Below are 24,149 nucleotides of genomic sequence, written 5' to 3'. Positions count from 1 at the left end.
ACCATTATGAATCTTACCGAATTAAAGAATACGCCGGTTTCTGAGCTGATCACTCTCGGCGAAAATATGGGACTGGAAAACCAGGCTCGTATGCGCAAGCAGGACATCATTTTCGCCATCCTGAAGCAGCACGCTAAGAGTGGCGAAGATATCTTTGGCGACGGTGTGCTGGAGATATTGCAAGACGGATTTGGTTTCCTCCGCTCTGCAGACAGCTCCTACCTCGCCGGCCCTGACGACATCTACGTATCCCCCAGCCAAATCCGCCGTTTCAACCTCCGCACTGGTGACACCATTTCAGGTAAGATTCGTCCTCCTAAAGAGGGTGAACGCTACTTTGCGCTGTTGAAAGTCAATGAAGTTAACTTCGATAAACCAGAAAACTCGCGTAACAAGATCCTCTTTGAGAACTTAACGCCTCTGCACGCGAACTCTCGCCTGCGCATGGAGCGTGGTAACGGTTCTACCGAAGACTTAACCGCGCGCGTCCTGGATCTGGCATCGCCAATCGGTCGCGGCCAGCGTGGTCTGATTGTGGCCCCGCCAAAAGCGGGTAAAACCATGCTGCTGCAGAACATCGCGCAGAGCATTGCCTACAACCACCCAGACTGCGTGCTGATGGTGCTGCTGATTGACGAACGTCCGGAAGAAGTGACCGAGATGCAGCGTCTGGTTAAAGGTGAAGTGGTTGCTTCTACCTTCGACGAGCCAGCATCTCGCCACGTTCAGGTTGCGGAAATGGTTATCGAGAAGGCGAAACGCCTGGTTGAGCACAAGAAAGACGTGATCATCCTGCTTGACTCCATCACCCGTCTGGCGCGTGCCTACAACACCGTGGTGCCAGCTTCCGGTAAAGTGTTGACCGGTGGTGTGGACGCTAACGCCCTGCACCGTCCAAAACGCTTCTTCGGTGCGGCACGTAACGTGGAAGAGGGCGGCAGCCTGACCATCATCGCAACGGCGCTGATCGATACCGGCTCCAAAATGGACGAGGTTATCTACGAAGAGTTTAAAGGTACAGGTAACATGGAACTGCACCTCTCTCGTAAGATCGCTGAAAAACGCGTCTTCCCGGCTATCGACTACAACCGTTCCGGTACCCGTAAAGAAGAGCTGCTCACCACCCAGGAAGAGCTGCAGAAAATGTGGATCCTGCGCAAAATCATCCATCCAATGGGTGAAATTGACGCGATGGAGTTCCTCATTAACAAACTGGCGATGACCAAAACCAACGACGATTTCTTCGACATGATGAAGCGCTCGTAACGCAAATAAAGCCAGCGAACGCCACGTTTTTACGTGGCGTTTTTCTTTTATGGACTATACGCTAGTATCGCCTACTCCCAATTTTGACCGGTCAGTGCGACAATAAGACCGTTTGTACAGTCAAAGTAATAATTGTTTGAAAAATATACAAAGGGAGTTGTAGGAAGCCGTCTTTATTACTTCTGAGATAATGGCTTCATGGTTATACTTCCGGGACTAACATTTGTTGAGAGCAATCCATTGTGAATCTATTCACCGCCGTTACTGAACTGATCAGCATTTTTTTATTCACAACCTGTTTTTTGTTCATCGCGCGCAAGGTGGCAAAAAGAATAGGGTTAGTGGATAAACCCAATTTTCGTAAACGCCATCAGGGGCTTATTCCTTTAGTTGGCGGGATTTCTGTATATGCAGGGATTTGTTTCACGTTTGGTATTGCTGATTATTATATTCCGCACGCCGCCCTCTACATTGCCTGTGCCGGCGTCCTGGTATTAATCGGGGCCCTAGATGACCGCTTCGATATCGCGGTAAAGATACGTGCCACCGTTCAGGCGGCCATTGGCGTGATTATGATGGTAGTCGGCGGGCTGTATCTCAGAAGCCTTGGCTATGTGTTTGGCCCCTGGGAATTAGTTCTGGGTCCCTTTGGCTTCTTCCTGACGCTTTTTGCCGTCTGGGCGGCGATTAATGCTTTCAATATGGTTGATGGTATCGACGGTCTGCTCGGTGGCTTGTCATCCGTATCGTTCGCCGCCATCGGCATTATTTTGTGGTTTGATGGTCAGTACAGCCTGGCAATGTGGTGTTTTGCCATGATTGCCGCCATCTTGCCTTATATCCTCTTAAACCTTGGCGCGCTGGGTCGTCGCTATAAAGTGTTTATGGGGGATGCGGGCAGTACGCTAATCGGTTTTACCGTTATCTGGATTTTGCTGGAAACCACACAAGGTCAAACTCACCCAATCAGCCCGGTAACCGCCCTGTGGATTATCGCCATTCCGTTAATGGATATGGTGGCGATTATGTACCGCCGTCTGCGTAAAGGGATGAGTCCTTTCTCTCCCGATCGTCAGCATATTCATCACCTCATCATGCGTGCCGGTTTTACTTCACGTCAGGCGTTTGTCCTAATTACTCTGGCCGCCGCGATTTTGGCCGCAATTGGTGTAGCTGCAGAATATTCTCATGTTATTCCTGAATGGGTAATGTTGGTATTATTCTTGCTAGCATTTTTCCTGTACGGCTACTGCATTAAGCGCGCATGGAAGGTGGCACGGTTCATTAAACGTCTTAAGCGCAGGATGCGTCGTAACAGTGCCAAAAACACAACATTAACTAAGTAAAACCGGGACTATGATGACTCAACCGTTGGCGGGAGCGAAATCAGTGGTAACAGAGAATGAACTGGACATTCGGGGTTTGTTTCGCGTGTTATGGGCAGGCAAACTTTGGATTGTGGGGATCGCGCTGGGGTTTGCACTGTTAGCGCTAGCCTACACGTTCTTTGCAAAACAGGAGTGGAGCGCCACGGCAATCACGGACAGACCCACGGTTAACATGCTCGGGGGGTACTACTCCCAGCAGCAGTTCCTGCGAAACCTGGATATTAAAGCCAGCCTTGCCACCCCGGACCAGGCTTCCGTAATGGATGAGGCCTACAAAGAGTTTGTGATGCAGCTGGCCTCGTGGGATACGCGCCGCGATTTCTGGTCCCAGACGGATTACTACAAGCAGCGTCGGGTTGATAACACCAAAGCCGATGCCGCGCTGCTGGACGATCTGATTAACAATATTCAGTTTATGCCGGGCGACGTGCTGCGTAACGTCAACGACAGCGTCAAGCTGATTGCCGAAACCGCGCCGGATGCAAACAACCTGTTGCGCCAGTACGTCGCGTTTGCCAGCCAGCGTGCCGCAAGCCATCTGAATGAAGAGCTTAAAGGCGCCTGGGCAGCCCGCACTATCCAGATGAAGGCGCAGGTCAAACGTCAGGAAGAGGTGGCAAACGCCATTTTTGCGCGCCGCGTGCATAATATTCAGCAGGCGCTGAAAATTGCGGAGCAGCACAACATTTCCCGCACTGAGACGGATGTTCCGGCTGATGAATTGCCTGATTCTGAAATGTTCCTTCTTGGTCGCCCAATGCTGCAGGCGCGTCTGGAAAACCTGCAGGCCGTTGGGCCTGATTTTGATCTCGACTACGATCAAAACCGCGCGATGCTTAACACGCTTAATGTCGGTCCCTCCCTGGACCCGCGTTTTCAGACCTATCGTTATTTGAGAACGCCTGAAGAACCTGTAAAACGCGATAGTCCGCGTCGTGCATTCCTGATGATCATGTGGGGGATTGTGGGCGCACTGACGGGCGCTGGCGTGGCGTTAACGCGTCGTCGCACAAACTAAGATCGCCGTCTACGATGAAGGCTGCGGCCTTCATCGCCTAATCGAAGAGAATCGATGTGAAAGTACTTACCGTATTTGGCACCAGGCCGGAGGCCATTAAGATGGCGCCTCTGGTTCATGCGCTGGCCAGCGATCCTGATATTGAAGCGAAGGTTTGCGTCACGGCCCAGCACCGTGAGATGCTCGATCAGGTCCTAACCCTCTTTTCCATCGTCCCGGATTACGACCTCAATATTATGAAGCCAGGACAAGGGTTGACAGAAATAACCTGCCGCATTCTGCAAGAGCTCAAGCCGATCCTGGAGTCATTCAAGCCCGACGTTGTGCTGGTGCACGGGGATACCACGACGACGATGGCAACAAGCCTGGCCGCGTTTTACCAGCGTATTCCCGTCGGCCATGTTGAAGCGGGTCTGCGCACCGGCAATCTTTATTCTCCGTGGCCGGAAGAGGCCAACCGTACGCTTACCGGGCATCTGGCGATGTACCATTTTGCGCCAACCGAGAACTCTCGCCAGAACCTGCTGCGTGAAAATGTCGCCGATAACAACATCTTTGTTACCGGCAATACGGTCATTGACGCGTTGATTTGGGTACGCGATCGCGTGCTGGCAAACAGCGATCTGCAGAAAGAACTCGCTGCCCGCTATCCTTTCCTGAATAACGGCAAAAAAACCATTCTGGTCACTGGCCACCGTCGCGAAAGTTTTGGTCGGGGCTTTGAGCAAATCTGTCACGCGCTGGCTGAAATCGCCGCGCAGAACGACGATGTGCAAATTGTCTATCCGGTACACCTTAACCCTAATGTCAGCGAGCCGGTCAACCGCATCCTGGGCCACGTCGAAAACGTCCTGCTGATTGAACCGCAGGACTACATGCCGTTTGTCTGGCTGATGAACCACGCCTGGCTGATCCTCACCGATTCCGGTGGGATTCAGGAAGAAGCGCCCTCTCTTGGCAAGCCGGTGCTGGTGATGCGTGAAACCACTGAACGTCCGGAAGCGGTTAAAGCCGGGACAGTGCGTCTTGTCGGCACCAACGCACAGCTCATCGTCGAAGAGGTCACGCGCCTTCTGCACGACGATGAAGCGTATCAGGCGATGAGCCGGGCCCACAATCCCTACGGAGACGGGCAGGCTTGTGGCCGTATTTTGCAAGCACTTAAACACAATCGGGTATCGCTATGAGTTTTACTACCATCTCTGTTATTGGTCTTGGCTACATTGGCCTGCCTACTGCGGCGGCATTCGCCTCCCGTCAAAAGCAGGTTGTTGGTGTGGATATCAACGCACGTGCGGTAGAAACCATTAATCGTGGCGAAATTCATATTGTGGAGCCCGATCTTGACCGCGTGGTAAAAGAGGCGGTTGATGGCGGCTTCCTGCGCGCCAGCACGACGCCAGTGGAAGCGGATGCCTACCTGATTGCCGTTCCAACGCCCTTTAAAGGCGACCACGAGCCCGATATGGTCTACGTCGAGGCGGCGGCAAAATCTATTGCCCCCGTGCTGAAGAAAGGGGCGCTGGTAATTCTGGAGTCGACTTCTCCCGTCGGCGCTACCGAGCAGATGGCGCAGTGGCTGGCCGATGCGCGTCCTGATTTACGCTTCCCACAGCAGGCCGGTGAGCAGGCGGATATCAACATCGCCTACTGCCCGGAGCGCGTGCTGCCGGGGCAGGTGATGGTCGAACTGATTAAAAACGACCGGGTGATAGGCGGCATGACGCCGGTCTGTTCTGAACGCGCCAGCTCGCTGTACAAGATTTTCCTGGAAGGCGAATGCGTAGTAACCAACTCCCGCACCGCCGAGATGTGCAAGCTGACGGAAAACAGCTTCCGTGACGTTAACATCGCCTTCGCAAACGAACTGTCGCTGATCTGTGCCGATCAGGGGATTAACGTCTGGGAGTTAATCCGCCTGGCGAATCGCCATCCGCGCGTCAACATTCTCCAGCCTGGCCCAGGGGTGGGCGGTCACTGTATCGCCGTCGACCCGTGGTTTATCGTGGCGCAGAACCCGGCGCAGGCGCGCCTGATTCGCACCGCACGTGAAGTGAACGATAGCAAACCTCACTGGGTGCTCAACCAGGTTAAAGCGACTGTAGCGGATTGTCTGGCAGAGAGCGGCAAGCGCGCCAGCGAGCTGAAAATTGCCTGCTTTGGTCTGGCATTTAAACCCAATATTGACGATCTGCGCGAAAGCCCGGCGATGGAAATTGCTGAGATGATTGCCGAATGGCACAAGGGCGAAACGCTGGTGGTCGAGCCAAATATTCATGAACTGCCGACAAAACTGGCGGGGCACTGCACGCTGACGGCGCTCAATGACGCGCTGGCTACGGCGGACGTGCTGGTGCTGCTGGTGGACCATAAAGAGTTTAAAGCGACGTCCGGTGATGCAGTGCGTCAGCAGTATGTGGTTGATACGAAAGGCGTATGGCGTTGAGTGCACTCCACGGCGTGCTGGAATTCCTTGAGTGGGAAAGCGCATTTTTTGCCCGCCCCTCGGCGATAGTCCGCTGGCGTGAGAATGCGCCAGCTTTGCAGGACGCTGACTTCAGCGCCTGGCAGCGCGTGCAGGCTAAGATCCCGGCGGACCGTGCCGACCTGCTTGACGCGCTCCAGCAACACGGTTTTCAGCTGGTTGAAGGCGAGGTAGACCTTTCCATCACCCTCACCCGGCACGATGCGTCCGGCGCGGAAATTGCAACGGAACAGGACATTCCTGTGCTGCGCCAGATGGCGGGCCGGGCGTTTGCGCAGAGCCGCTTTCGCACGCCCTGGTATGCGCCTGACGATAGCGGACGTTTCTATGCCCAGTGGGTAGAGAATGCGGTCAAAGGTACCTTTGACCACGTCTGCCTGATTTTCCGTGCAGCGAACGGCCAGATCCAGGGATTTGTCTCGCTGCGCAAGCTTAACGAGCGCGAGGCGCGTATTGGCTTATTAGCCGGGCGCGGCATGGGGGAGAAACTCATGCAGGCGGCGCTGCACTGGTCGCAGCTGCAGCAGGTTGAGACGCTGCGGGTGGCGACCCAGGTGGGCAACACCGCCGCGCTTAAACGTTATATTGCGAGTGGTGCCAACATCGACGCCACCGCCTACTGGTTATACAGGTGACAAGATGATTCCATTTAACGCACCACCCGTCGTGGGAACCGAGCTCGACTATATGCAGTCTGCCATGGGCAGCGGCAAACTCTGCGGTGACGGCGGTTTTACCCGTCGCTGTCAGCAGTGGATGGAGCAGCGTTTTCGCAGTGCTAAAGTGCTGCTGACCCCGTCCTGCACGGCATCGCTGGAAATGGCGGCCCTGCTGCTGGATATCCAGCCCGGTGATGAAGTGATCATGCCGAGCTATACCTTCGTATCTACCGCGAATGCATTTGTCCTGCGCGGAGCGAAAATCGTCTTTGTGGATATCCGCCCGGACACCATGAACATTGATGAGACGCTGATTGAAGCGGCGATCACCGACAAAACGCGTGCGATTGTGCCGGTTCACTACGCGGGCGTGGCCTGTGAAATGGACACCATCATGGCAATCGCCAAAAAGCACAACCTGTTTGTGGTAGAAGATGCCGCGCAGGGCGTGATGTCCACCTACAAGGGGCGCGCGCTGGGCACTATCGGCCACATCGGCTGCTTCAGCTTCCACGAAACGAAAAACTATACGGCGGGTGGCGAAGGCGGTGCGACGTTGATTAACGATCGTGCCCTGGTTGAGCGTGCGGAAGTGATCCGTGAAAAAGGCACCAACCGCAGCCAATTCTTCCGCGGTCAGGTTGATAAGTACACCTGGCGCGATATCGGCTCAAGCTATCTGATGGCCGACCTGCAGGCAGCGTATCTGTGGGCACAGCTGGAAGCGGCAGAGCGAATTAATCTCCAGCGCCTGTCCCTGTGGCAAACCTATTACGATGCGCTTGAGCCGCTGGCAAAAGCCGGACGCATTGAGCTGCCAACCATTCCGGCCGATTGCGTCCACAACGCCCACATGTTTTACATCAAGCTGCGCGATAACGACGATCGCAGTCAGCTCATCGCCTGGCTGAAAGAGGCCGAAATTATGGCGGTCTTCCACTATATTCCGCTGCACTCCAGCCCAGCGGGCGAAGCGTTTGGAATGTTCGCAGGTGAAGACCGTTACACCACGAAAGAAAGTGAGCGTTTGCTTCGCCTGCCACTGTTCTTCAACCTCGTGCCAGTTAACCAGCGTACGGTGATCAATACCCTTCTGAGCTATTTCGGCTGATATGTCTCTGGCAAAAGCATCGGTGTGGACCGCCGCGTCCACGCTTGTAAAAATTGGTGCCGGACTGCTGGTCGTCAAGCTGCTGGCCGTCTCATTCGGCCCCTCAGGCGTCGGGCTGGCGGGCAACTTCCGCCAGCTTGTTACCGTCCTTGGGGTGCTGGCCGGTGCCGGGATCTTCAACGGCGTGACCAAATACGTTGCTCAGTATCATGATGATGCGGCCCAGCTTCGCAGGGTAGTGGGCACCGCGTCGGCAATGGTCACGGGCTTTTCGACCCTGCTGGCGATTGTGTTTCTGCTGGCCGCGGCACCCATTAGCCAGGGATTGTTCGGGCACCCCCATTATCAGGGACTGGTGCGTCTGGTCGCGCTGGTCCAGATGGGCATTGCCTGGGCTAACCTGCTGCTGGCGCTGATGAAAGGTTTTCGCGATGCTGCCGGGAACGCGCTTGCGCTCATCCTGGGTAGCGTCATCGGCGTGATTGCCTATTATTTCTGCTACCGCCTGGGCGGCTATGAAGGCGCACTGCTTGGGCTGGCGCTGGTTCCGGCACTGGTTGTTGTGCCTGCGGCGTTCATGCTGATGCGCCAGGGCGTTATCCCTCTGAGCTACCTGAAACCGCAATGGGACAAGGTGCTTGCCAGCCAGCTGGGTAAGTTTACCCTGATGGCGCTCATTACTTCCGTCACGCTGCCGGTGGCTTACGTGATGATGCGAAACCTGCTGGCGGCGCATTACAGCTGGGATGAGGTAGGGATCTGGCAGGGCGTAAGCAGTATTTCCGATGCTTACCTCCAGTTTATAACGGCTTCCTTTAGCGTTTATTTGCTGCCAACCTTATCGCGTCTGACGTCCAGGCAGGATATTACCCGCGAAATTTTCCGCTCCCTGCGTTTTGTATTACCCGCAGTGGCGGCGGCCAGTTTGACCGTCTGGTTATTGCGTGATGTCGCCATCTGGCTGCTGTTCTCGGCGAAGTTTACCGCCATGCGCGATCTTTTTGCCTGGCAACTGGTGGGTGATGTGCTGAAAGTGGGGGCTTACGTTTTCGGCTATCTGGTGATTGCGAAAGCCTCGCTGCGGCTGTATATCCTCGCGGAGGTTAGCCAGTTTGCATTGCTGACAGCATTTTCGCACTGGCTGATACCCGCGCACGGTGCGCTGGGGGCGGCTCAGGCCTACATGGCAACCTATATCGTTTATTTCGCTGCCTGCTGCGGCGTATTTTTATTGTGGCGTAAACGCGCATGACTGCACTGATTCACATCCTGGGATCGGATATCCCACACCATAACCAGACCGTTTTGCGGTTCTTCAACGACGAGCTGGCATCGGGCAATCCTGATGCGCGCGAGTTTATGGTTGCAGGTCAGGATAATGGCCTGAGCGCGGCGTTTCCGGCGCTGACAATCACCTTCTGGCCGGATAAAGCTACCCTGGCGAAGGCGGTTATTGCCAAAGCCAAAGCGGATCGTGAGCAACGTTTCTTTTTCCACGGGCAGTTCAATACCGGCCTGTGGCTGGCTCTGCTCAGCGGGGGAATTAAACCCTCCCAGTGCAGCTGGCATATCTGGGGAGCCGATCTCTACGAAGTCTCGCGCGGCTGGAAATTCCGTCTTTTCTATCCGCTGCGTCGCATGGCGCAGGGAAGGGTGGGCCGCGTTTTTGCCACCCGTGGCGATCTGAATTATTTTGCGAAGCAGCACCCTAACGTGCGCGGTGAGCTACTCTATTTCCCAACCCGTATGGATCCGGCGCTGAACACCATGGCGAATGACGCGGTTCGCGAAGGCAAGCTGACGGTGCTGGTGGGGAATTCCGGCGACCGCAGTAACGAACATGTCGCCGCGCTCCGGGCGGTACACCAGCAGTTTGGCGACACGGTGAACGTGGTGGTGCCGATGGGTTATCCGGCCAACAACGACGCCTACATTGATGAGGTTCGCCAGCAGGGGCTTGCGTTATTCAGCGAAGAAAATCTGCACATTCTCAGCGAAAAGCTGGAGTTTGATGACTATCTTGCGCTGCTGCGAAAATGCGATCTGGGCTATTTCATCTTTGCTCGCCAGCAGGGGATTGGTACGCTGTGCCTGCTCATTCAGGCGGGTGTACCGTGCGTGCTTAATCGTGAAAACCCGTTCTGGCAGGACATGGCCGAGCAGCATATTCCGGTGTTGTTCACCTCAGACGCGCTGAATGTTGAAGTGGTACGTGAAGCACAACGCCAGCTCACGCTGGTGGATAAAAATAGCATCGACTTTTTCAGCCCGAATTACCTCACGCCGTGGCACCGCGCGCTGCGTATCGCTTCAGGAGACAACGCATGAGTCAGTTGCAGTTTAGCGGCTTACTGGTTGTCTGGCTTCTGAGCACGCTATTTATCGCCACGCTCACCTGGTTTGAGTTCCGCCGGGTGCGCTTCAACTTTAACGTGTTCTTCTCGTTGCTGTTTCTGCTGACCTTCTTTTTCGGCTTCCCGCTGACCAGCATTCTGGTCTTCCGTTTTGACGTGAGCGTCGCGCCGCCGGAAATTCTTCTCCAGGCCCTGCTGGCGGCGACCTGCTTCTATGGTGTTTACTACGTCACCTATAAAACGCGTCTGCGACCAGCGCAGGCCGCTGCCCCGCGTCGGGCGCTCTTTACCATGAACCGGGTGGAGACCCATCTGACGTGGGTGATGCTCATGACGATCGCCCTGGTCAGCGTCGGCATCTTCTTCATGCATAACGGCTTCCTGCTGTTTAAGCTCCACTCCTACAGCCAGATTTTTTCGGCTGAAGTCTCAGGCGTGGCGCTTAAGCGATTCTTCTATTTCTTCATCCCGGCGATGCTGGTGATCTTCTTCCTTCGCCAGGACAGCAAGGCATGGCTGTTCTTCCTGGTCAGTACGGTTGCGTTCGGTATCCTGACCTACATGATCGTGGGCGGTACGCGTGCCAACATTATCATCGCTTTCGCTATCTTCCTCTTCATCGGCATCATCCGCGGCTGGATCTCGCTGTGGATGCTGGTTGCGGCAGGGGTATTTGGCATTGTGGGGATGTTCTGGCTGGCGCTGAAGCGCTACGGGATGAACGTGGCGGGCGACGAGGCGTTTTACACGTTCCTCTACCTGACGCGCGACACCTTCTCGCCGTGGGAAAACCTGGCATTGTTGCTGCAAAACTACGACAAGATTGATTTCCAGGGGCTGGCGCCGATTGTGCGCGATTTCTACGTCTTTATCCCGAGCTGGCTTTGGCCGGACCGCCCTGGCGTAGTACTCAATACCGCGAACTATTTTACCTGGGAAGTGCTGAACAACCATTCGGGCCTGGCGATCTCGCCAACCTTGATTGGTTCCCTGGTGGTGATGGGGGGAGGCTGGTTTATCCTGCCGGGCGCGTTTGTCGTAGGGTTGATTATTAAGTGGTTTGACTGGCTTTACGTGCGCGGTAACGAAGAGACCAACCGCTATAAAGCGGCCATTTTGCACAGTTTCTGCTTTGGTGCCATTTTCAATATGATCGTTCTGGCGCGCGAGGGGCTGGACTCGTTCGTTTCGCGCGTGGTGTTCTTCATGGTCGTTTTTGGCATCTGCCTGTTACTGGCCAAACTGTTGTACTGGCTGTTCGACAGCGCAGGGCTTGTGCACAAGCGTGAGCCACAGGGCAGCACAACGCTGTCGCAAGTCTGAGTAGGGAAAGTAATGACTGATAAAACTTCTGCACCGCGCTATGCGCTTCGTGGTTTGCAGCTGATTGGCTGGCGCGACATGCAGCACGCGCTGGATTTTCTGTTCGCCGATGGGCAGATGAAATCCGGTACGCTGGTCGCTATCAATGCGGAAAAGATGCTGGCGGTGGAAGATAACGCCGAAGTCAAAAGCCTGATAGAAGCAGCTGAATTTAAATACGCGGACGGTATCAGCGTGGTCCGCTCTATCCGTAAAAAATATCCTGATGCTAATGTATCTCGCGTGGCGGGTGCCGATCTCTGGGAGCAGCTTATGGCCCGCGCTGGTGCGGAGGGTACGCCGGTGTTCCTGATTGGCGGTAAGCCTGAGGTGCTGGCCGAGACCGAAGAGAAACTGCGTCGTCAATGGAATGTTAATATTGTTGGTAGCCAGAATGGTTACTTCAAGCCTGAAGACCAGCAGGCTTTGTTTGCCCGCGTGCGCGACAGCGGGGCAAAAATCGTCACCGTGGCGATGGGGTCCCCGCGCCAGGAGATCCTGATGCGCGATTGCCGTCTGGTCTGCCCGGATGCTCTCTACATGGGCGTTGGCGGCACCTACGATGTCTTTACCGGCCACGTGAAGCGCGCGCCGAAGATTTGGCAAAATATGGGGCTGGAGTGGCTCTACCGCCTGCTCTCCCAACCCACCCGCATTAAACGACAGATTCGACTGCTTCGCTACCTCACCTGGCACTATACCGGTAAAATGTAATCAAAATGTAGCGCGATATGCTGTTCGCGCTGCAACTCACCTGCAAAACTGCTGATAATTTGTACAATGCATTCATTTTTTTAATGCATCGTTTGCCATTTGGCCGATTTTGAGAAACCATTCGCACCGTATTTTAGTACCCCTAAAAAACAATAACCGGTATTAAGCCGGGAAACAGCAAACACAATCGAGGATCTATGGCAGAGAAACAACCGGAGCTACAGCGTGGGCTGGAAGCTCGTCATATCGAACTGATAGCGCTGGGCGGCACTATCGGCGTTGGCCTGTTTATGGGCTCCGCAAGCACCCTCAAATGGGCAGGCCCTTCCGTATTACTGGCGTATATCATCGCCGGGCTGTTTGTTTTCTTCATCATGCGCTCAATGGGCGAAATGCTCTTTCTGGAGCCGGTGACCGGTTCCTTCGCCGTTTACGCACACCGCTATATGAGCCCGTTCTTCGGCTACCTGACGGCCTGGTCATACTGGTTTATGTGGATGGCGGTGGGCATCTCTGAAATCACCGCCATAGGGGTTTATGTCCAGTTCTGGTTCCCGGACATGGTCCAGTGGATACCGGCACTCATTGCCGTGGGGCTGGTGGCGCTGGCAAACCTGGCCGCCGTGCGCCTTTACGGTGAAATCGAGTTCTGGTTTGCGATGATCAAAGTAACCACCATCATCGTGATGATTGTTATTGGCCTGGGCGTGATTTTCTATGGTTTTGGCAACGGCGGACACGCCATCGGCTTTGGCAACCTGACTGAACACGGCGGCTTCTTCGCCTGCGGCTGGAAGGGCTTCCTGACGGCGCTGTGTATTGTTGTGGCCTCGTATCAGGGCGTGGAACTGATCGGGATTACCGCCGGGGAAGCGAAAAACCCGCAGGTTACGCTGCGTAGCGCGGTGGGCAAAGTGCTGTGGCGCATCCTGATTTTCTACGTGGGCGCAATCTTCGTTATTGTGACCATCTTCCCGTGGAACGAAATCGGCACGACGGGGAGCCCGTTCGTATTAACCTTTGCGAAGATTGGGATTACAGCAGCAGCGGGTATCATCAACTTTGTGGTCCTGACGGCAGCGCTTTCAGGCTGTAACAGCGGGATGTACAGCTGTGGCCGTATGCTCTACGCGCTCTCGAAAAATAACCAGCTGCCTGCGGCAATGAGTAAAGTATCGCGTGCTGGCGTGCCGGTAGCGGGCGTCGCGGTCTCCATTGTCATCCTGCTGATTGGCTCCTGCCTGAATTACATCATCCCTAATCCGCAGCGCGTGTTTGTTTACGTCTACAGCGCCAGCGTGCTGCCGGGCATGGTGCCGTGGTTTGTTATCCTCATCAGCCAGCTGCGTTTTCGCCATGCGCATAAAAAAGCGATCGCCAGCCATCCGTTCCGCTCGATCCTTTTCCCGTATGCGAACTATTTGACGATGGCGTTCCTGATTTGCGTATTAATTGGAATGTACTTTAATGAAGATACCCGCATGTCGCTGTTTGTCGGGCTAATCTTCCTGGCGGCAGTGACGGCCGCGTATAAGCTTTTTGGTCTGGGTCGCCGTGCCACCACGCAGAAAGTGGAGGAATAAGCGGCAAAATGTGCAAACCATAACCAAACGCGCATTTTTTTCAAAAAAGCACTAGACAGCGGGGACGGAGGTACGTAATATCCAGCCCCGCAACGGCGCTAAGCGCCCGTAGCTCAGCTGGATAGAGCGCTGCCCTCCGGAGGCAGAGGTCTCAGGTTCGAATCCTGTCGGGCGCGCCATTTTAGTTCCCGGCGCTAGAGCTGCGGTGGTCTGAGAAGTAGTCAGTACCGCGTGAAAGAATACAGTGGTGGCTATAGCTCAGTTGGTAGAGCCCTGGATTGTGATTCCAGTTGTCGTGGGTTCGAATCCCATTAGCCACCCCATTATTGAAAGAGTTGTGAATTGCGAAGGTGGCGGAATTGGTAGACGCGCTAGCTTCAGGTGTTAGTGTCCTTACGGATGTGGGGGTTCGAGTCCCCCCCCTCGCACCACGACTTTTTAAATGAATTGAACTAAAAATTCAAAAAAGCAGTACATCGGCGAGTAGCGCAGCTTGGTAGCGCAACTGGTTTGGGACCAGTGGGTCGGAGGTTCGAATCCTCTCTCGCCGACCAATTTTGAACCCCGCTTCGGCGGGGTTTTTTGTTTTCTGTAAGTTTTCTTCCCTGTCGTTATCTCCAGAAAGTACCCTTTATCATTGTCGCGATTCAGTGACATGCAAGCCATTGAAAATAAAATAAATAATTATTTATAGGATTTACTGTCTCTTCCTGGCGACATATTTCTGCTTTTACCGATACGCTATGAAGCTTCAGAGGCTACTTAACAGCATAATTTCCTTTTATCTTAAAATGTTGCGCCATGTAAAAGTTCTGCGTGTAAATCTGGCACGTTACGTGCAATAATATACGCGTAGATGCTCATTCCATCTCTTATGTTCGCCTTAGTGCCTCATAAACTCAGGAATGACGCAGAGCCATTTACGGTGCTTATCGTCCACTGACAGATGTCGCTTCGGCCTCATCAGACACCATGGACATAACGTTGAGTGAAGCACCAAATATGTTGTCTTACAGACCTGTTTTAACGCCTGCTTTTATAGCAGGCGTTTTTTTATGTCTTATTCCCGATACCCACGCATGATCAGGGCGACCAACAGCAGGGCGGCTGACGAGACCGTATAGAGCGCCAGCACTGAGCCAAGCCCAACAGCCACTATCGCTGTAATGCCGGTGAAAAGCGAGGCGCTGAGCGTTTGCCAGCGCCAGGCTTTACCGCTGGCTGACGCGGTTTGCGTGATATGAAAACTGCTGAGTACGCCAAACGTGCCGGCTGTGAAGAGAACGTTTGAGGCCAGATGCGCGATAAAGATCATCCCCAGCGCACATGCCATCCACCCGGACAACAACGGCAGCATTCCATAAGCGGCAAGAAAAATACCGAGACAAACGATGATTCGCGGCGTGTGGACGGCAAAGCGCGTCAGGCTCTCTTTTTTTAGCAGCATGGGGCCGCAAAGTTGTCCCATGCTCCTTGCGAAAAGCAGAGGCAGAGCAAGGCCCGCCGCATCCTGAGGATGGAGCTGCTGCGCCAGGGCCGGAAGTAGCGCCATAGCCGGTGAGCCGACGGCCGCCAGCGCCGGCAAAATGAGCAGGCTGCGCTTTTGCCGAACGGTCAACGTCCGCCAGCGCAGTGGCGCGGGGGCTGCATCTTCACCGGGGAGAGGTAGCAATGGCGCAGAAAACCGGCGCCCAGCCAGCCACAGCAGCAGCAGCGACCCGAGAAAACTGGCGGCATCAATAGCCAGCAAGGTAAACACGGAGGTCTGCTTGAATAGCACCACGCCGAGTCCAGTACCTAATAACACCTGAGAAGCAAAAATCACATTTTCCAGACAGGTTGCAGCAGGCAGCTCTGTTTCGCTAAGTCCGCGTTTAAAGAGCAATGTCAGCGCGGGCCAGCTCATCCCGCTGAGCAGCGCTTCGGTGGATTGCACGGCGAGTAGCGAGGCAATGCTGTGATAACCCGCACCGAGCAGGGGGAAGAGTAGGGCGAACAATCCCAGCCCCTCGGTCAGTATCAGCAGAAATACTGGAGAATAGCGCGAGCACAGCTTTTCGCCGATCGCGCTGCCGATGAATCCCGGAACCGTTGCGAAAAGAAAAGCGAGAGTGAGCAGGGCGGGCGGGGCCGACCACGCTAACAGTAAACCAAAGACCACGACCTGGGTTAGACCATTTCCCAGCGAAGAAAAGATAAAAGCACAGGCAAGCAGGCGCAGCCAGCGGTGGCAGCGCAGCGCTTCAATAAGCGCATACAAAAGCGAGTTCATGAAGATTTCCTTTCAAAAACGATTTAATCCACGCTGCAGAAAGTGCGCGTGTGTGAAAAAAGGTTAATGAAAAGACTTCGTTACATTGGCGGGTTCGTTTGCAGATGTGGGTGTAAAGAATGTAGCAGGAGAAAGGCGATAAAAAAAGGAGGCCGTCTGGCCTCCTTTTTTATTTATTGCGGGTTACCGTTATTTTGCAGCGTCAGCAATAGCCCATCGCGCCGCATGGCGGCCGCCTCTTCTGGCTTATGCTGTTTGTCCAGCGTATCGGCAAGCCACGCGTAGTCAAACGCGTCCGGACGCTGTTTCAGTGCCGCACGGAAGGCCAGGCTCGCCTCTTGCCATTCGCCGTGCTTCATCAGCGACTGGCCCAGGGTACTCCACAGCAGCGGACGGTCACCGACGGTTTTGATCTGCTGGCGCAGCACTTTTTCGACCTGCTCAGGGTTATTGGTTTTCAGGCGCGGGATCACCATGACCAGGCGATCGTCGTACTGGCGCTTCAGGCCGTCGAGAAGGATCTCCTGGGCAGTGTCATGATCGTCACATTCAATAAGATGTTCCGCCATGGCCACCTGCAGGGGGACCTGCTGGCGCGTTTTCCGGCTCTGATTCTTCCACCAGGTTTTCAGGCCTTCGCTGCCCAGGTCGGCGCGCGCCTGATCCATCAGGCCAATCCATGCCAGACGCTGAAGTTCATCACGATGTTCATCATCACCCACCTCGGCCTTCGCCATCGACGGGATGATGTCCAGCAACGAGCCCCACGCTCCGGTACGAATATAGGCCTGCTCCGCAAGGCGCAGGACTTCTGGATGACGCGGTGCGATTTCCAGCAGACGGTCAATGCCGTGGCGCGCCGCGTGGTTCTCATTGCGCGCGAGCTGCAGGCGGACGCGGGTAATTTCCACTGGGATCGGGTCGCCAGACGCCAGTTCTGACGCGCGTTCCAGATGCTGGTTAGCGCGGGCTTCATCACCGCGCTGTTGCGCCGCTTCGGCGGCCAGAAGATAGTTCACCACCGGCTGTTCCGCGTGATCGGCGTTTTTCGACATCAGCTTTTCAACCTGCTGGTAATCGCCTTCGGCCAGCTTTAGCAGTGCCTGTTCCGTTTGCTTACGGGCGCGGCGGCGCTTACGGCCGACGAACCAGCCGCGGGTATGGGCACCGGTGCGGAAAATACGGCGCAGGATCCATTCAACGGCTAGCAGGACCACGACGCCGAGGATCAGAACGATCGCCAGACCCGTTACGCTGGTTTCAATGTTGTAGTTATCGGTCTGGATCAGGACGTATCCCTGATGACCCGCAAGCATCGGGCCCAGGACGATCCCGGCGATCAGCAGAATGAAGAGTAAAAGGACTTTTAGCATCATTACTCTCCCTGTGGCGCGCTTTCTGGCGCTGGTGCCGCCGCTGTGCCGGTCTGCCCGGCCGGAACGCCCGGCTGCGCCAGCAGGTTACGCACGCGCGTCTGCATCAGCTTCTCCAGAATCGGCTGGCTGGCCAGTTTATCCGGCACGTTCATGGTGATGTTCTGCTGGCTCAGCTTGTCGATATCTTCGAGGAAGGCGGTGGTCGTTGCATCATCGGTGTTGTAGTAGGCGCGTACCCACGTCGAGACGTTATCCAGCGCCTGTTTGTACGTTTCTTCCTGATGGCGCGGCACGGCCTGCGCCGCGACCAGCAGGCGGGAACGGATGTTTTCGCGCAGATAGATATCCTGATTCGGCGCTAACAGCGGTACGGCGGTTTCATCGCGACGGCGGATGGTGATGAAGCTGTCCATAAAGTTCTGCCAGCTTTTCTGCAGGTTTATGCGCCATTCGCTCAGGGAGCTGGACAGCTCGGTACCGTCAGAGTCCATCGGGGAGTCGTCGTCATTGTTATCCGCCAGCTGCAGGTTATCTATTTGATTCGAAAGCTGGTTCACCTTGAGGATAATGCCGTCGTAATCCACCTGTGAAACGGCGGAGAGGCTGGCGATATCTTCGGTAATCGCACGGCGCGCGGTAATGAGGCTCGGATCGTTCATGTCGGCCAGGCTCGCATCGGCGCTTTTCAGCAGCGCGGCGGCGGTGGTCACGTCCTGATCGCTCCACAGCTTACGCCCGGCGAGTTTGACGAGGAAATCGGCCTGCGAGAGCAGCCAGGTTTTGGCATCGGTGCCGGAGATCGTGGCGACTTTCTGCTGTACTTCGCCCAGCTGTTTGGTCAGCTCTTCCTGTTTGCTGTTCGCCTCGGCAAGCGCGGCGGCCTGCTGCTTAATCACCGCTTCCAGCTCGGTTTTCTGCGTTTCCTGCGCTTTTTGCAGGGAGGTAAGCTGATTGACCAGCGTATCGCTGGTGGCAGTCTGGTTAGCACTCTGTTGCTTTACCAGACCATACAGGCCGACGCCTGCTGCCAGCGCAATGGCGATGGCAATCGCGCTCAGCGCGAGGCTGGTTTTATTGCTGCCGTTTTTCTTCTCAGCGGTTTTCTCTGTCGTCTCTGGCTGTGGCGTCGTCTCCACAGTCTCCCTGGTCTCTTCAACCACGGCGGAGGATTTTTCGTGTTCCGTCATTATGGCTTCCCATTTGAGAGTTATTGTAATGCGCGCAGCAGCGCATCGTTGTCGGCGTTATCAGCGATCCGAATATCCTGCCAGCCCAGTTCCCGGGCGAGGTTCGCCAGACGCTCACTGACGACCAGAAGCCGACAGCGGAGTAACCAGTTTTCGCGATACCACTGCGGTATCAGCGACCAAAGCTGTTGTAACATTTCACCGCTGGTGACCACCAGCGTATTAATACCGCGCGCGTGCCAGCGCATCGCCTCTTCTGCACCGTCGTAGTGTTTCGCACAGCGCTGGTAGCACTCAACAAACGTGACGTCAGCCCCGCGTTCCCGCAGCGTTTCACCCAGCAGTTCGCGGCCACCGTTGCCGCGCAAAATGAGCGCGCGCTTTCCGGCAATAGTTTGTAATTCAGGTAATTGTAGCAAGACTTCGCTGATTTCCCGATCCAACGGGTAGCGAACGTCTGTTCCACTCACGGTATGTAAGGCCAGCGCGGTGGTTCTGCCGATAGCGAAATAGCGCGGAGCGGTCGGCCAGCGTGTTCCCGCCTGTTGCAGCTGCGCATGGGCAAATTCCACGGCATGCTGCGATAGCGCAAACAGCAGGTCGCCTTCCTGCAGGGTATTCATCTGGTCGGCGAGCGCAGTGAGCTCCCGACCGGGGGAGAATTCAATGAGCGGAAAACTCCAGGCCACCTGCCCCAGTGCGCGCAGACGGCTCACTAACTGCTCTCCTGCGGGAGAAGGGCGGGTGACAAGAATACTCATGCAGGGGGTTCTCCGTTATAGACCTCGGCCAGAATTTCACGTGCGCCGTTATTCAGCAGCTCTTCCGCCAGCGACACGCCAAGCTGCTCGGCATCCTGCGGCTTGCCGCGACGTTCGCCGCGCACCATCTGTGAACCGTCCGGCGCGCCCACCAGCGCGCGCAGCCACAGTTCACCGTCTGTTAATTCAGCATAGCTGCCAATCGGCACCTGACACCCGCCTTCGAGGCGAGTATTCATCGCCCGCTCGGCTTTTACGCGGGTTGCGGTCTCGTCATGGTTCAGCGGAGCGAGCAGCTCGCGGGTGCGCGCATCGTCCAGACGGCACTCAATGCCGACGGCGCCCTGCCCGACGGCCGGCAGCGACAGCTCTGGCGGCAACGCCACGCGAATGCGTTCCTCAAGCCCCAGGCGCTTCAGGCCGGCAACGGCAAGAATAATGGCATCGTAATCGCCGTTATCCAGCTTGCCCAGACGCGTGCCAACGTTACCGCGCAGCGAGCGGATGATAAGGTCAGGACGACGCTCCGCCAGCTGACACTGACGGCGTAAACTGGACGTGCCAACCACGCTACCCGCCGGCAGCGCGTCGAGCGAGTCATAGTGGTTCGAGACAAACGCGTCACGCGGATCTTCGCGCTCGCAGATGGTCACCAGCCCCAGCCCTTCCGGGAACTCGACGGGCACGTCTTTCATCGAATGTACGGCGATATCGGCGCGGTTCTCAAGCAATGCCAGTTCCAGCTCTTTGACAAACAGGCCCTTGCCGCCCACTTTCGCCAGCGGCGTATCCAGAATCACGTCACCGCGCGTGACCATCGGCACCAGTTCGACGCGCAATCCACTGTGGCAGGCTTCAAGGCGCTGCTTAACATAATGTGCCTGCCAGAGCGCGAGAGGGCTTTGGCGTGTGGCAATTCTCAAAACATTGTCTAACATGCTTGTTACCGTCATTATCAATCGCTAACCATCCTAACATTGTTGACTCTGGGATGGCAGTTTTACGGTTGATGAAGCGTGAGAGGGACAAGGCGGCGTATTCGTAAGCCATAGCCGTATTCAGGAATTTACACGTACAGAACGGTGCTACACTTGTATGTAGCGCATCTTTCTTTACGGTCAACCGGCAAGGTGTTAAATTGATCACGTTTTAGACCATTTTTTCGTCGGTATCACCATAATGACAAGGGCGAAAAAAGGGTAACGGTTATCTTTTTGAAATACTGCGGGCTCGCTGTTATTCGTGTTTTGAATAGCTTACGACACCCGGAAACATCAGGCGATACGTCTTGTACCTCTATATTGAGACTCTGAAACAGAGACTGGATGCCATAAATCAACTGCGTGTGGATCGCGCGCTTGCTGCCATGGGCCCTGCTTTCCAGCAGGTATACAGTCTGCTGCCGACATTATTGCACTATCACCACCCGCTAATGCCTGGCTACCTTGATGGTAACGTTCCCCAGGGCATTTGCCTCTTCACGCCTGATGAAACCCAACAGCATTATTTGAACGAGCTGGAACTCTACCGCGGCATGCCGCCTCAGGTTTCTCCGAAAGGTGAACTGCCGATTACCGGCGTTTACTCGATGGGGAGCACCTCATCGGTAGGGCAGAGCTGTTCTTCGGACCTGGATATCTGGGTCTGCCATCAATCCTGGCTCGATAACGAAGAGCGCCAGCTGCTGCAGCGTAAATGCAGCCTGCTGGAAAGCTGGGCGGCCTCGCTTGGCGTGGAAGTGAGCTTCTTCCTGATTGATGAAAACCGTTTCCGCCATAATGAAAGCGGCAGTCTGGGTGGTGAGGACTGCGGCTCGACTCAGCACATCCTGTTGCTGGATGAATTTTACCGTACTGCCGTTCGTCTGGCCGGGAAGCGTATTCTGTGGAATATGGTCCCGTGCGAAGAAGAAGAGCATTACGACGACTACGTCATGTCGCTTTACGCGCAGGGCGTACTGACGCCAAACGAATGGCTGGACCTGGGCGGCCTCAGCTCCCTGTCCGCCGAAGAGTACTTTGGCGCAAGCCTCTGGCAGCTCTACAAGAGCATTGATTCACCGTACAAAGCGGTGCTGAAAACCCTGCTGCTTGAAGCCTACTCGTGGGAATACCCTACGCCGCGCCTGCTGGCGAAAGATATCAAGCAGCGCCTGCACGATGGCGAAATTGTCTCCTACGGGCTCGACGCCTACTGCATGATGCTGGAGCGCGTTACCGAATACCTGAAAGCCATTGATGACACCACGCGTCTTGACCTGGTGCGTCGATGTTTCTATCTCAAGGTCTGTGAAAAGCTGAGCCGTGAGCGCGCCTGCGTGGGCTGGCGTCGTGAAGTGGTCAGTCAGCTTGTGAAAGAGTGGGGATGGGACGAAGCGCGTCTGTCCATGCTTGATAACCGCGCCAACTGGAAGATCGATCAGGTGCGTGAAGCGCACAACGAACTGCTCGACGCGATGATGCAAAGCTACCGTAACCTGATCCGCTTTGCGCGCCGCAATAACCTTAGCGTCTCCGCCAGCCCGCAGGATATCGGGGTGTTAACCCGTAAGCTGTACGCCGCTTTTGAAGCGCTGCCGGGCAAAGTGACCCTGGTTAACCCGCAGATTTCGCCTGACCTGTCTGAACCAAACCTGACCTTTATCTATGTGCCGCCGGGCCGCGCAAACCGCACCGGGTGGTATCTGTACAACCGTGCGCCAAGCATGGATTCGATTATCAGCCATCAGCCGCTGGAATATAACCGCTATCTGAACAAGCTGGTGGCGTGGGCCTGGTTTAACGGCCTGCTGACCTCGCGCACGCGCCTGTTTATCAAGGGCAATGAGGTGGTCGATTTAGCCAAGCTGCAGGAGATGGTGGCGGATGTGTCGCACCACTTCCCGCTGCGTCTGCCTGCCCCAACGCCAAAAGCGCTCTACAGCCCGTGTGAGATTCGTCACCTGGCGATCATCGTCAACCTGGAGTACGACCCGACGGCGGCCTTCCGCAATCAGGTGGTCCATTTTGACTTCCGCAAGCTGGACGTCTTCAGCTTTGGCGAGCAGCAAAACTGCCTGGTGGGCAGCGTAGACCTGCTTTACCGCAACTCGTGGAACGAAGTGCGTACCCTGCACTTCAACGGCGAGCAGGCGATGATTGAAGCGCTGAAAACCATTCTCGGCAAGATGCACCAGGACGCCGCGCCGCCGGACAGCGTCGAAGTGTTCTGCTACAGCCAGCACCTTCGCGGTTTAATTCGTACTCGCGTGCAGCAGTTGGTGTCTGAGTGCATCGAACTGCGCCTCTCCAGCACCCGTCAGGAAACAGGGCGCTTTAAAGCGCTGCGCGTCTCCGGGCAGACGTGGGGCCTGTTCTTCGAGCGTCTGAACGTGTCGGTGCAGAAGCTGGAAAACGCTATCGAGTTCTACGGCGCGATTTCACACAACAAGCTGCACGGCCTCTCAGTTCAGGTGGAAACCAACCACGTCAAGCTGCCGCAGGTGGTGGATGGCTTTGCCAGTGAAGGGATTATTCAGTTCTTCTTTGAAGAGTCGGGCGACGATGCCGGGTTCAACATCTACATTCTGGATGAGACCAACCGCGCCGAGGTGTATCACCACTGTGAAGGCAGCAAAGAGGAGCTGGTGCGCGACGTCAGCCGCTTCTACTCTTCCTCGCATGACCGTTTCACCTACGGTTCCAGCTTTATCAACTTCAATCTGCCGCAGTTCTACCAGATTGTGAACGTAGATGGGCGAGCGCAGGTGATCCCGTTCCGTACGCAGGCGATTACCCCTGCGGCGCCTGCGAATCAGGATACTGCACCGCTGTTGCAGCAGTATTTTTCCTGAGGCTTTTCGCCGGGTGGCGCTTACGCTTACCCGGCCTACGGTTCGAGCCGTTGTAGGCCCGGTAAGGCGCAGCCGCTACCGGGCAACAAAACTACCTGAAACGCACTTCCTCGCCCGCCTGCGCGGTCGCCGCCTGTTCCAGCAGATCCCAGAACGTTTCGCCGCTGCGATCGCAAACCCACTCGTCACCCTTCAAATCAAAGTGATAGCCGCCCTGTTTGGCCGCCAGCCACACCTGGTGAAGCGGCTCCTGACGGTTAATAATAATTTTGCTGCCGTTTTCGAAGCTCAGGGTCAGAATGCCGCCGTTGATTTCACAATCGATATCGCTGTCGCCGTCCCAGTCGTCGATACGTTCTTCGATGGTCATCCACAGGGTGTCGGCAAGGCGATGGAATTCACTGTCGTTCATGGTTTTGTTCCTGTTTTTCGTGATGGCGGCAGTATAACGCTAAATAATTCCCGTTGCAGGAAAGCGGCAAACTCTTGCTTTTGTGTCTTCTCCTGCGATGATAGAAACAGATTTGAACTTACGGGCAACTTTATAATGAAAAACGCTTTCCGAACGCTTGCCGTTCTCATCACGCTGTTTAGCCTGACCGGCTGCGGACTGAAGGGACCACTCTACTTCCCGCCTGCGGATAAAACCGCGCCGCCGCCGACAAAACCGGTTAACAGCGGCATCGAGTCTTCCACGCCAAAGACTAACGATCGTGGCGATAACGGCGGTCCGACTCAGGTTAACCTCTGACGACAACGTTCTGTACCCGCGCAATGGAGC

20 protein-coding genes and 4 tRNA genes are annotated in these 24,149 nt (G+C 55.5%); 18 read left to right on the top strand and 6 right to left on the bottom strand.

The annotated features are described in order from the left end of the window. The first annotated feature begins 6 nt into the window (after positions 1–6). The 16 genes from rho to INF73_RS08405 all read left to right on the top strand — a co-directional run bounded on the left by rho (position 7) and on the right by INF73_RS08405 (position 14,494). Positions 7–1,266 carry a transcription termination factor Rho gene (rho, locus tag INF73_RS08480; protein WP_008501566.1) on the top strand — a complete coding sequence of 420 codons (1,260 nt, stop codon included), beginning with the start codon at positions 7–9 and terminating at the stop codon, positions 1,264–1,266. Positions 1,267–1,508: 242 nt separating this feature from the next. Continuing rightward, positions 1,509–2,612 (top strand): UDP-N-acetylglucosamine--undecaprenyl-phosphate N-acetylglucosaminephosphotransferase, encoded by a 1,104-nt coding sequence (gene wecA / locus INF73_RS08475; RefSeq protein ID WP_048959810.1) that lies wholly within the window; start codon positions 1,509–1,511, stop codon positions 2,610–2,612. Positions 2,613–2,625: 13 nt separating this feature from the next. Beyond that, the gene (gene wzzE, locus INF73_RS08470) at positions 2,626–3,672 is read left to right on the top strand and encodes an ECA polysaccharide chain length modulation protein (RefSeq protein ID WP_048959809.1); all 1,047 of its coding nucleotides are present in this window, start codon (positions 2,626–2,628) and stop codon (positions 3,670–3,672) included. A 56-nt stretch (positions 3,673–3,728) separates the two neighbouring features. Then, positions 3,729–4,859, top strand: coding sequence for a non-hydrolyzing UDP-N-acetylglucosamine 2-epimerase (gene wecB, locus INF73_RS08465; protein WP_065421998.1), 1,131 nt, complete (start codon positions 3,729–3,731; stop codon positions 4,857–4,859). Continuing rightward, a complete protein-coding gene (wecC, locus tag INF73_RS08460; RefSeq protein ID WP_193542512.1) occupies positions 4,856–6,118 on the top strand; it encodes a UDP-N-acetyl-D-mannosamine dehydrogenase in 1,263 nt (420 codons plus the stop codon). The genes wecB and wecC overlap by 4 nt, the downstream gene beginning before the upstream one ends. Then, positions 6,115–6,792: a dTDP-4-amino-4,6-dideoxy-D-galactose acyltransferase gene (gene rffC / locus INF73_RS08455; protein ID WP_193542514.1), complete on the top strand. Its 678-nt coding sequence runs from the start codon at positions 6,115–6,117 to the stop codon at positions 6,790–6,792. The genes wecC and rffC overlap by 4 nt, the downstream gene beginning before the upstream one ends. A 4-nt stretch (positions 6,793–6,796) precedes the next feature. Further along, positions 6,797–7,927 carry a dTDP-4-amino-4,6-dideoxygalactose transaminase gene (gene rffA, locus INF73_RS08450; RefSeq protein WP_193066576.1) on the top strand — a complete coding sequence of 377 codons (1,131 nt, stop codon included), beginning with the start codon at positions 6,797–6,799 and terminating at the stop codon, positions 7,925–7,927. Between the two features lies 1 nt (position 7,928). Then, positions 7,929–9,179 carry a lipid III flippase WzxE gene (gene wzxE / locus INF73_RS08445; protein ID WP_063155587.1) on the top strand — a complete coding sequence of 417 codons (1,251 nt, stop codon included), beginning with the start codon at positions 7,929–7,931 and terminating at the stop codon, positions 9,177–9,179. Continuing rightward, positions 9,176–10,255, top strand: a complete 1,080-nt coding sequence (locus INF73_RS08440; RefSeq protein ID WP_041911821.1) for a TDP-N-acetylfucosamine:lipid II N-acetylfucosaminyltransferase — start codon at positions 9,176–9,178, stop codon at positions 10,253–10,255. The genes wzxE and INF73_RS08440 overlap by 4 nt, the downstream gene beginning before the upstream one ends. Further along, positions 10,252–11,604: an ECA oligosaccharide polymerase gene (gene wzyE / locus INF73_RS08435; protein ID WP_028014806.1), complete on the top strand. Its 1,353-nt coding sequence runs from the start codon at positions 10,252–10,254 to the stop codon at positions 11,602–11,604. The genes INF73_RS08440 and wzyE overlap by 4 nt, the downstream gene beginning before the upstream one ends. Before the next feature lie 12 nt (positions 11,605–11,616). Then, complete coding sequence (gene wecG / locus INF73_RS08430) at positions 11,617–12,357, top strand: lipopolysaccharide N-acetylmannosaminouronosyltransferase (RefSeq protein WP_045631338.1); 741 nt, start codon at positions 11,617–11,619, stop codon at positions 12,355–12,357. Positions 12,358–12,554: 197 nt separating this feature from the next. Then, positions 12,555–13,940, top strand: a complete 1,386-nt coding sequence (locus tag INF73_RS08425) for an amino acid permease (protein ID WP_193542516.1) — start codon at positions 12,555–12,557, stop codon at positions 13,938–13,940. A 102-nt stretch (positions 13,941–14,042) separates the two neighbouring features. Further along, a tRNA-Arg gene (locus INF73_RS08420) sits at positions 14,043–14,119 on the top strand. 68 nt (positions 14,120–14,187) lie between these two features. Further along, positions 14,188–14,263: transfer RNA gene (locus INF73_RS08415), tRNA-His, on the top strand. A 21-nt stretch (positions 14,264–14,284) separates the two neighbouring features. Next, positions 14,285–14,371, top strand: a tRNA-Leu gene (locus tag INF73_RS08410). A 46-nt stretch (positions 14,372–14,417) separates the two neighbouring features. Next, positions 14,418–14,494, top strand: a tRNA-Pro gene (locus INF73_RS08405). 506 nt (positions 14,495–15,000) lie between these two features. Here the strand turns inward: INF73_RS08405 and INF73_RS08400 are convergent. From INF73_RS08400 to hemC, 5 genes are all read right to left on the bottom strand, one after another. After that, a complete protein-coding gene (locus tag INF73_RS08400) occupies positions 15,001–16,212 on the bottom strand; it encodes an MFS transporter (protein ID WP_193541517.1) in 1,212 nt (403 codons plus the stop codon). Between the two features lie 173 nt (positions 16,213–16,385). Then, positions 16,386–17,585 carry a protoheme IX biogenesis protein HemY gene (hemY, locus tag INF73_RS08395; protein WP_028014802.1) on the bottom strand — a complete coding sequence of 400 codons (1,200 nt, stop codon included), beginning with the start codon at positions 17,583–17,585 and terminating at the stop codon, positions 16,386–16,388. A 2-nt stretch (positions 17,586–17,587) separates the two neighbouring features. Further along, entirely contained in the window at positions 17,588–18,775 is a 1,188-nt protein-coding gene (gene hemX / locus INF73_RS08390) for a uroporphyrinogen-III C-methyltransferase (RefSeq protein WP_041911826.1), read from the bottom strand. Between the two features lie 20 nt (positions 18,776–18,795). Next, positions 18,796–19,536, bottom strand: coding sequence for a uroporphyrinogen-III synthase (hemD, locus tag INF73_RS08385; protein ID WP_193541515.1), 741 nt, complete (start codon positions 19,534–19,536; stop codon positions 18,796–18,798). Then, positions 19,533–20,474, bottom strand: a complete 942-nt coding sequence (hemC, locus tag INF73_RS08380; RefSeq protein WP_192979146.1) for a hydroxymethylbilane synthase — start codon at positions 20,472–20,474, stop codon at positions 19,533–19,535. The genes hemD and hemC overlap by 4 nt, the downstream gene beginning before the upstream one ends. Positions 20,475–20,824: 350 nt before the next feature. Here hemC and cyaA point away from each other — a divergent pair, with 350 nt between their 5' ends. After that, positions 20,825–23,368, top strand: a complete 2,544-nt coding sequence (gene cyaA, locus INF73_RS08375; RefSeq protein ID WP_028014798.1) for a class I adenylate cyclase — start codon at positions 20,825–20,827, stop codon at positions 23,366–23,368. Positions 23,369–23,459: 91 nt separating this feature from the next. Here the strand turns inward: cyaA and cyaY are convergent, their stop codons facing one another. Next, positions 23,460–23,780 carry an iron donor protein CyaY gene (gene cyaY / locus INF73_RS08370; protein ID WP_041911829.1) on the bottom strand — a complete coding sequence of 107 codons (321 nt, stop codon included), beginning with the start codon at positions 23,778–23,780 and terminating at the stop codon, positions 23,460–23,462. Between the two features lie 135 nt (positions 23,781–23,915). Here cyaY and INF73_RS08365 point away from each other — a divergent pair, with 135 nt between their 5' ends. After that, positions 23,916–24,119 (top strand): lipoprotein, encoded by a 204-nt coding sequence (locus INF73_RS08365; RefSeq protein WP_041911830.1) that lies wholly within the window; start codon positions 23,916–23,918, stop codon positions 24,117–24,119. Positions 24,120–24,149: the final 30 nt, after the last annotated feature.

The sequence above is a fragment of the Enterobacter cloacae complex sp. P6RS genome (assembly GCF_014982245.1).
GTDB lineage: Bacteria > Pseudomonadota > Gammaproteobacteria > Enterobacterales > Enterobacteriaceae > Enterobacter > Enterobacter bugandensis.
This window is presented reverse-complemented; position numbering and strand designations above follow the sequence as displayed.

What these genes read in the sequence shown, in the direction of transcription:
- hemD (WP_193541515.1), bottom strand. Translation starts at nt 19,536, where the DNA reads ATGAGTATTCTTGTCACCCGCCCTTCTCCCGCAGGAGAGCAGTTAGTG.
- rffA (WP_193066576.1), top strand. Translation starts at nt 6,797, where the DNA reads ATGATTCCATTTAACGCACCACCCGTCGTGGGAACCGAGCTCGACTAT.
- INF73_RS08400 (WP_193541517.1), bottom strand. Translation starts at nt 16,212, where the DNA reads ATGAACTCGCTTTTGTATGCGCTTATTGAAGCGCTGCGCTGCCACCGC.
- hemC (WP_192979146.1), bottom strand. Translation starts at nt 20,474, where the DNA reads ATGTTAGACAATGTTTTGAGAATTGCCACACGCCAAAGCCCTCTCGCG.
- wzzE (WP_048959809.1), top strand. Translation starts at nt 2,626, where the DNA reads ATGACTCAACCGTTGGCGGGAGCGAAATCAGTGGTAACAGAGAATGAA.
- wzxE (WP_063155587.1), top strand. Translation starts at nt 7,929, where the DNA reads ATGTCTCTGGCAAAAGCATCGGTGTGGACCGCCGCGTCCACGCTTGTA.
- hemY (WP_028014802.1), bottom strand. Translation starts at nt 17,585, where the DNA reads ATGCTAAAAGTCCTTTTACTCTTCATTCTGCTGATCGCCGGGATCGTC.
- wzyE (WP_028014806.1), top strand. Translation starts at nt 10,252, where the DNA reads ATGAGTCAGTTGCAGTTTAGCGGCTTACTGGTTGTCTGGCTTCTGAGC.
- INF73_RS08365 (WP_041911830.1), top strand. Translation starts at nt 23,916, where the DNA reads ATGAAAAACGCTTTCCGAACGCTTGCCGTTCTCATCACGCTGTTTAGC.
- wecC (WP_193542512.1), top strand. Translation starts at nt 4,856, where the DNA reads ATGAGTTTTACTACCATCTCTGTTATTGGTCTTGGCTACATTGGCCTG.
- hemX (WP_041911826.1), bottom strand. Translation starts at nt 18,775, where the DNA reads ATGACGGAACACGAAAAATCCTCCGCCGTGGTTGAAGAGACCAGGGAG.
- INF73_RS08425 (WP_193542516.1), top strand. Translation starts at nt 12,555, where the DNA reads ATGGCAGAGAAACAACCGGAGCTACAGCGTGGGCTGGAAGCTCGTCAT.
- cyaY (WP_041911829.1), bottom strand. Translation starts at nt 23,780, where the DNA reads ATGAACGACAGTGAATTCCATCGCCTTGCCGACACCCTGTGGATGACC.
- INF73_RS08440 (WP_041911821.1), top strand. Translation starts at nt 9,176, where the DNA reads ATGACTGCACTGATTCACATCCTGGGATCGGATATCCCACACCATAAC.
- wecG (WP_045631338.1), top strand. Translation starts at nt 11,617, where the DNA reads ATGACTGATAAAACTTCTGCACCGCGCTATGCGCTTCGTGGTTTGCAG.
- rho (WP_008501566.1), top strand. Translation starts at nt 7, where the DNA reads ATGAATCTTACCGAATTAAAGAATACGCCGGTTTCTGAGCTGATCACT.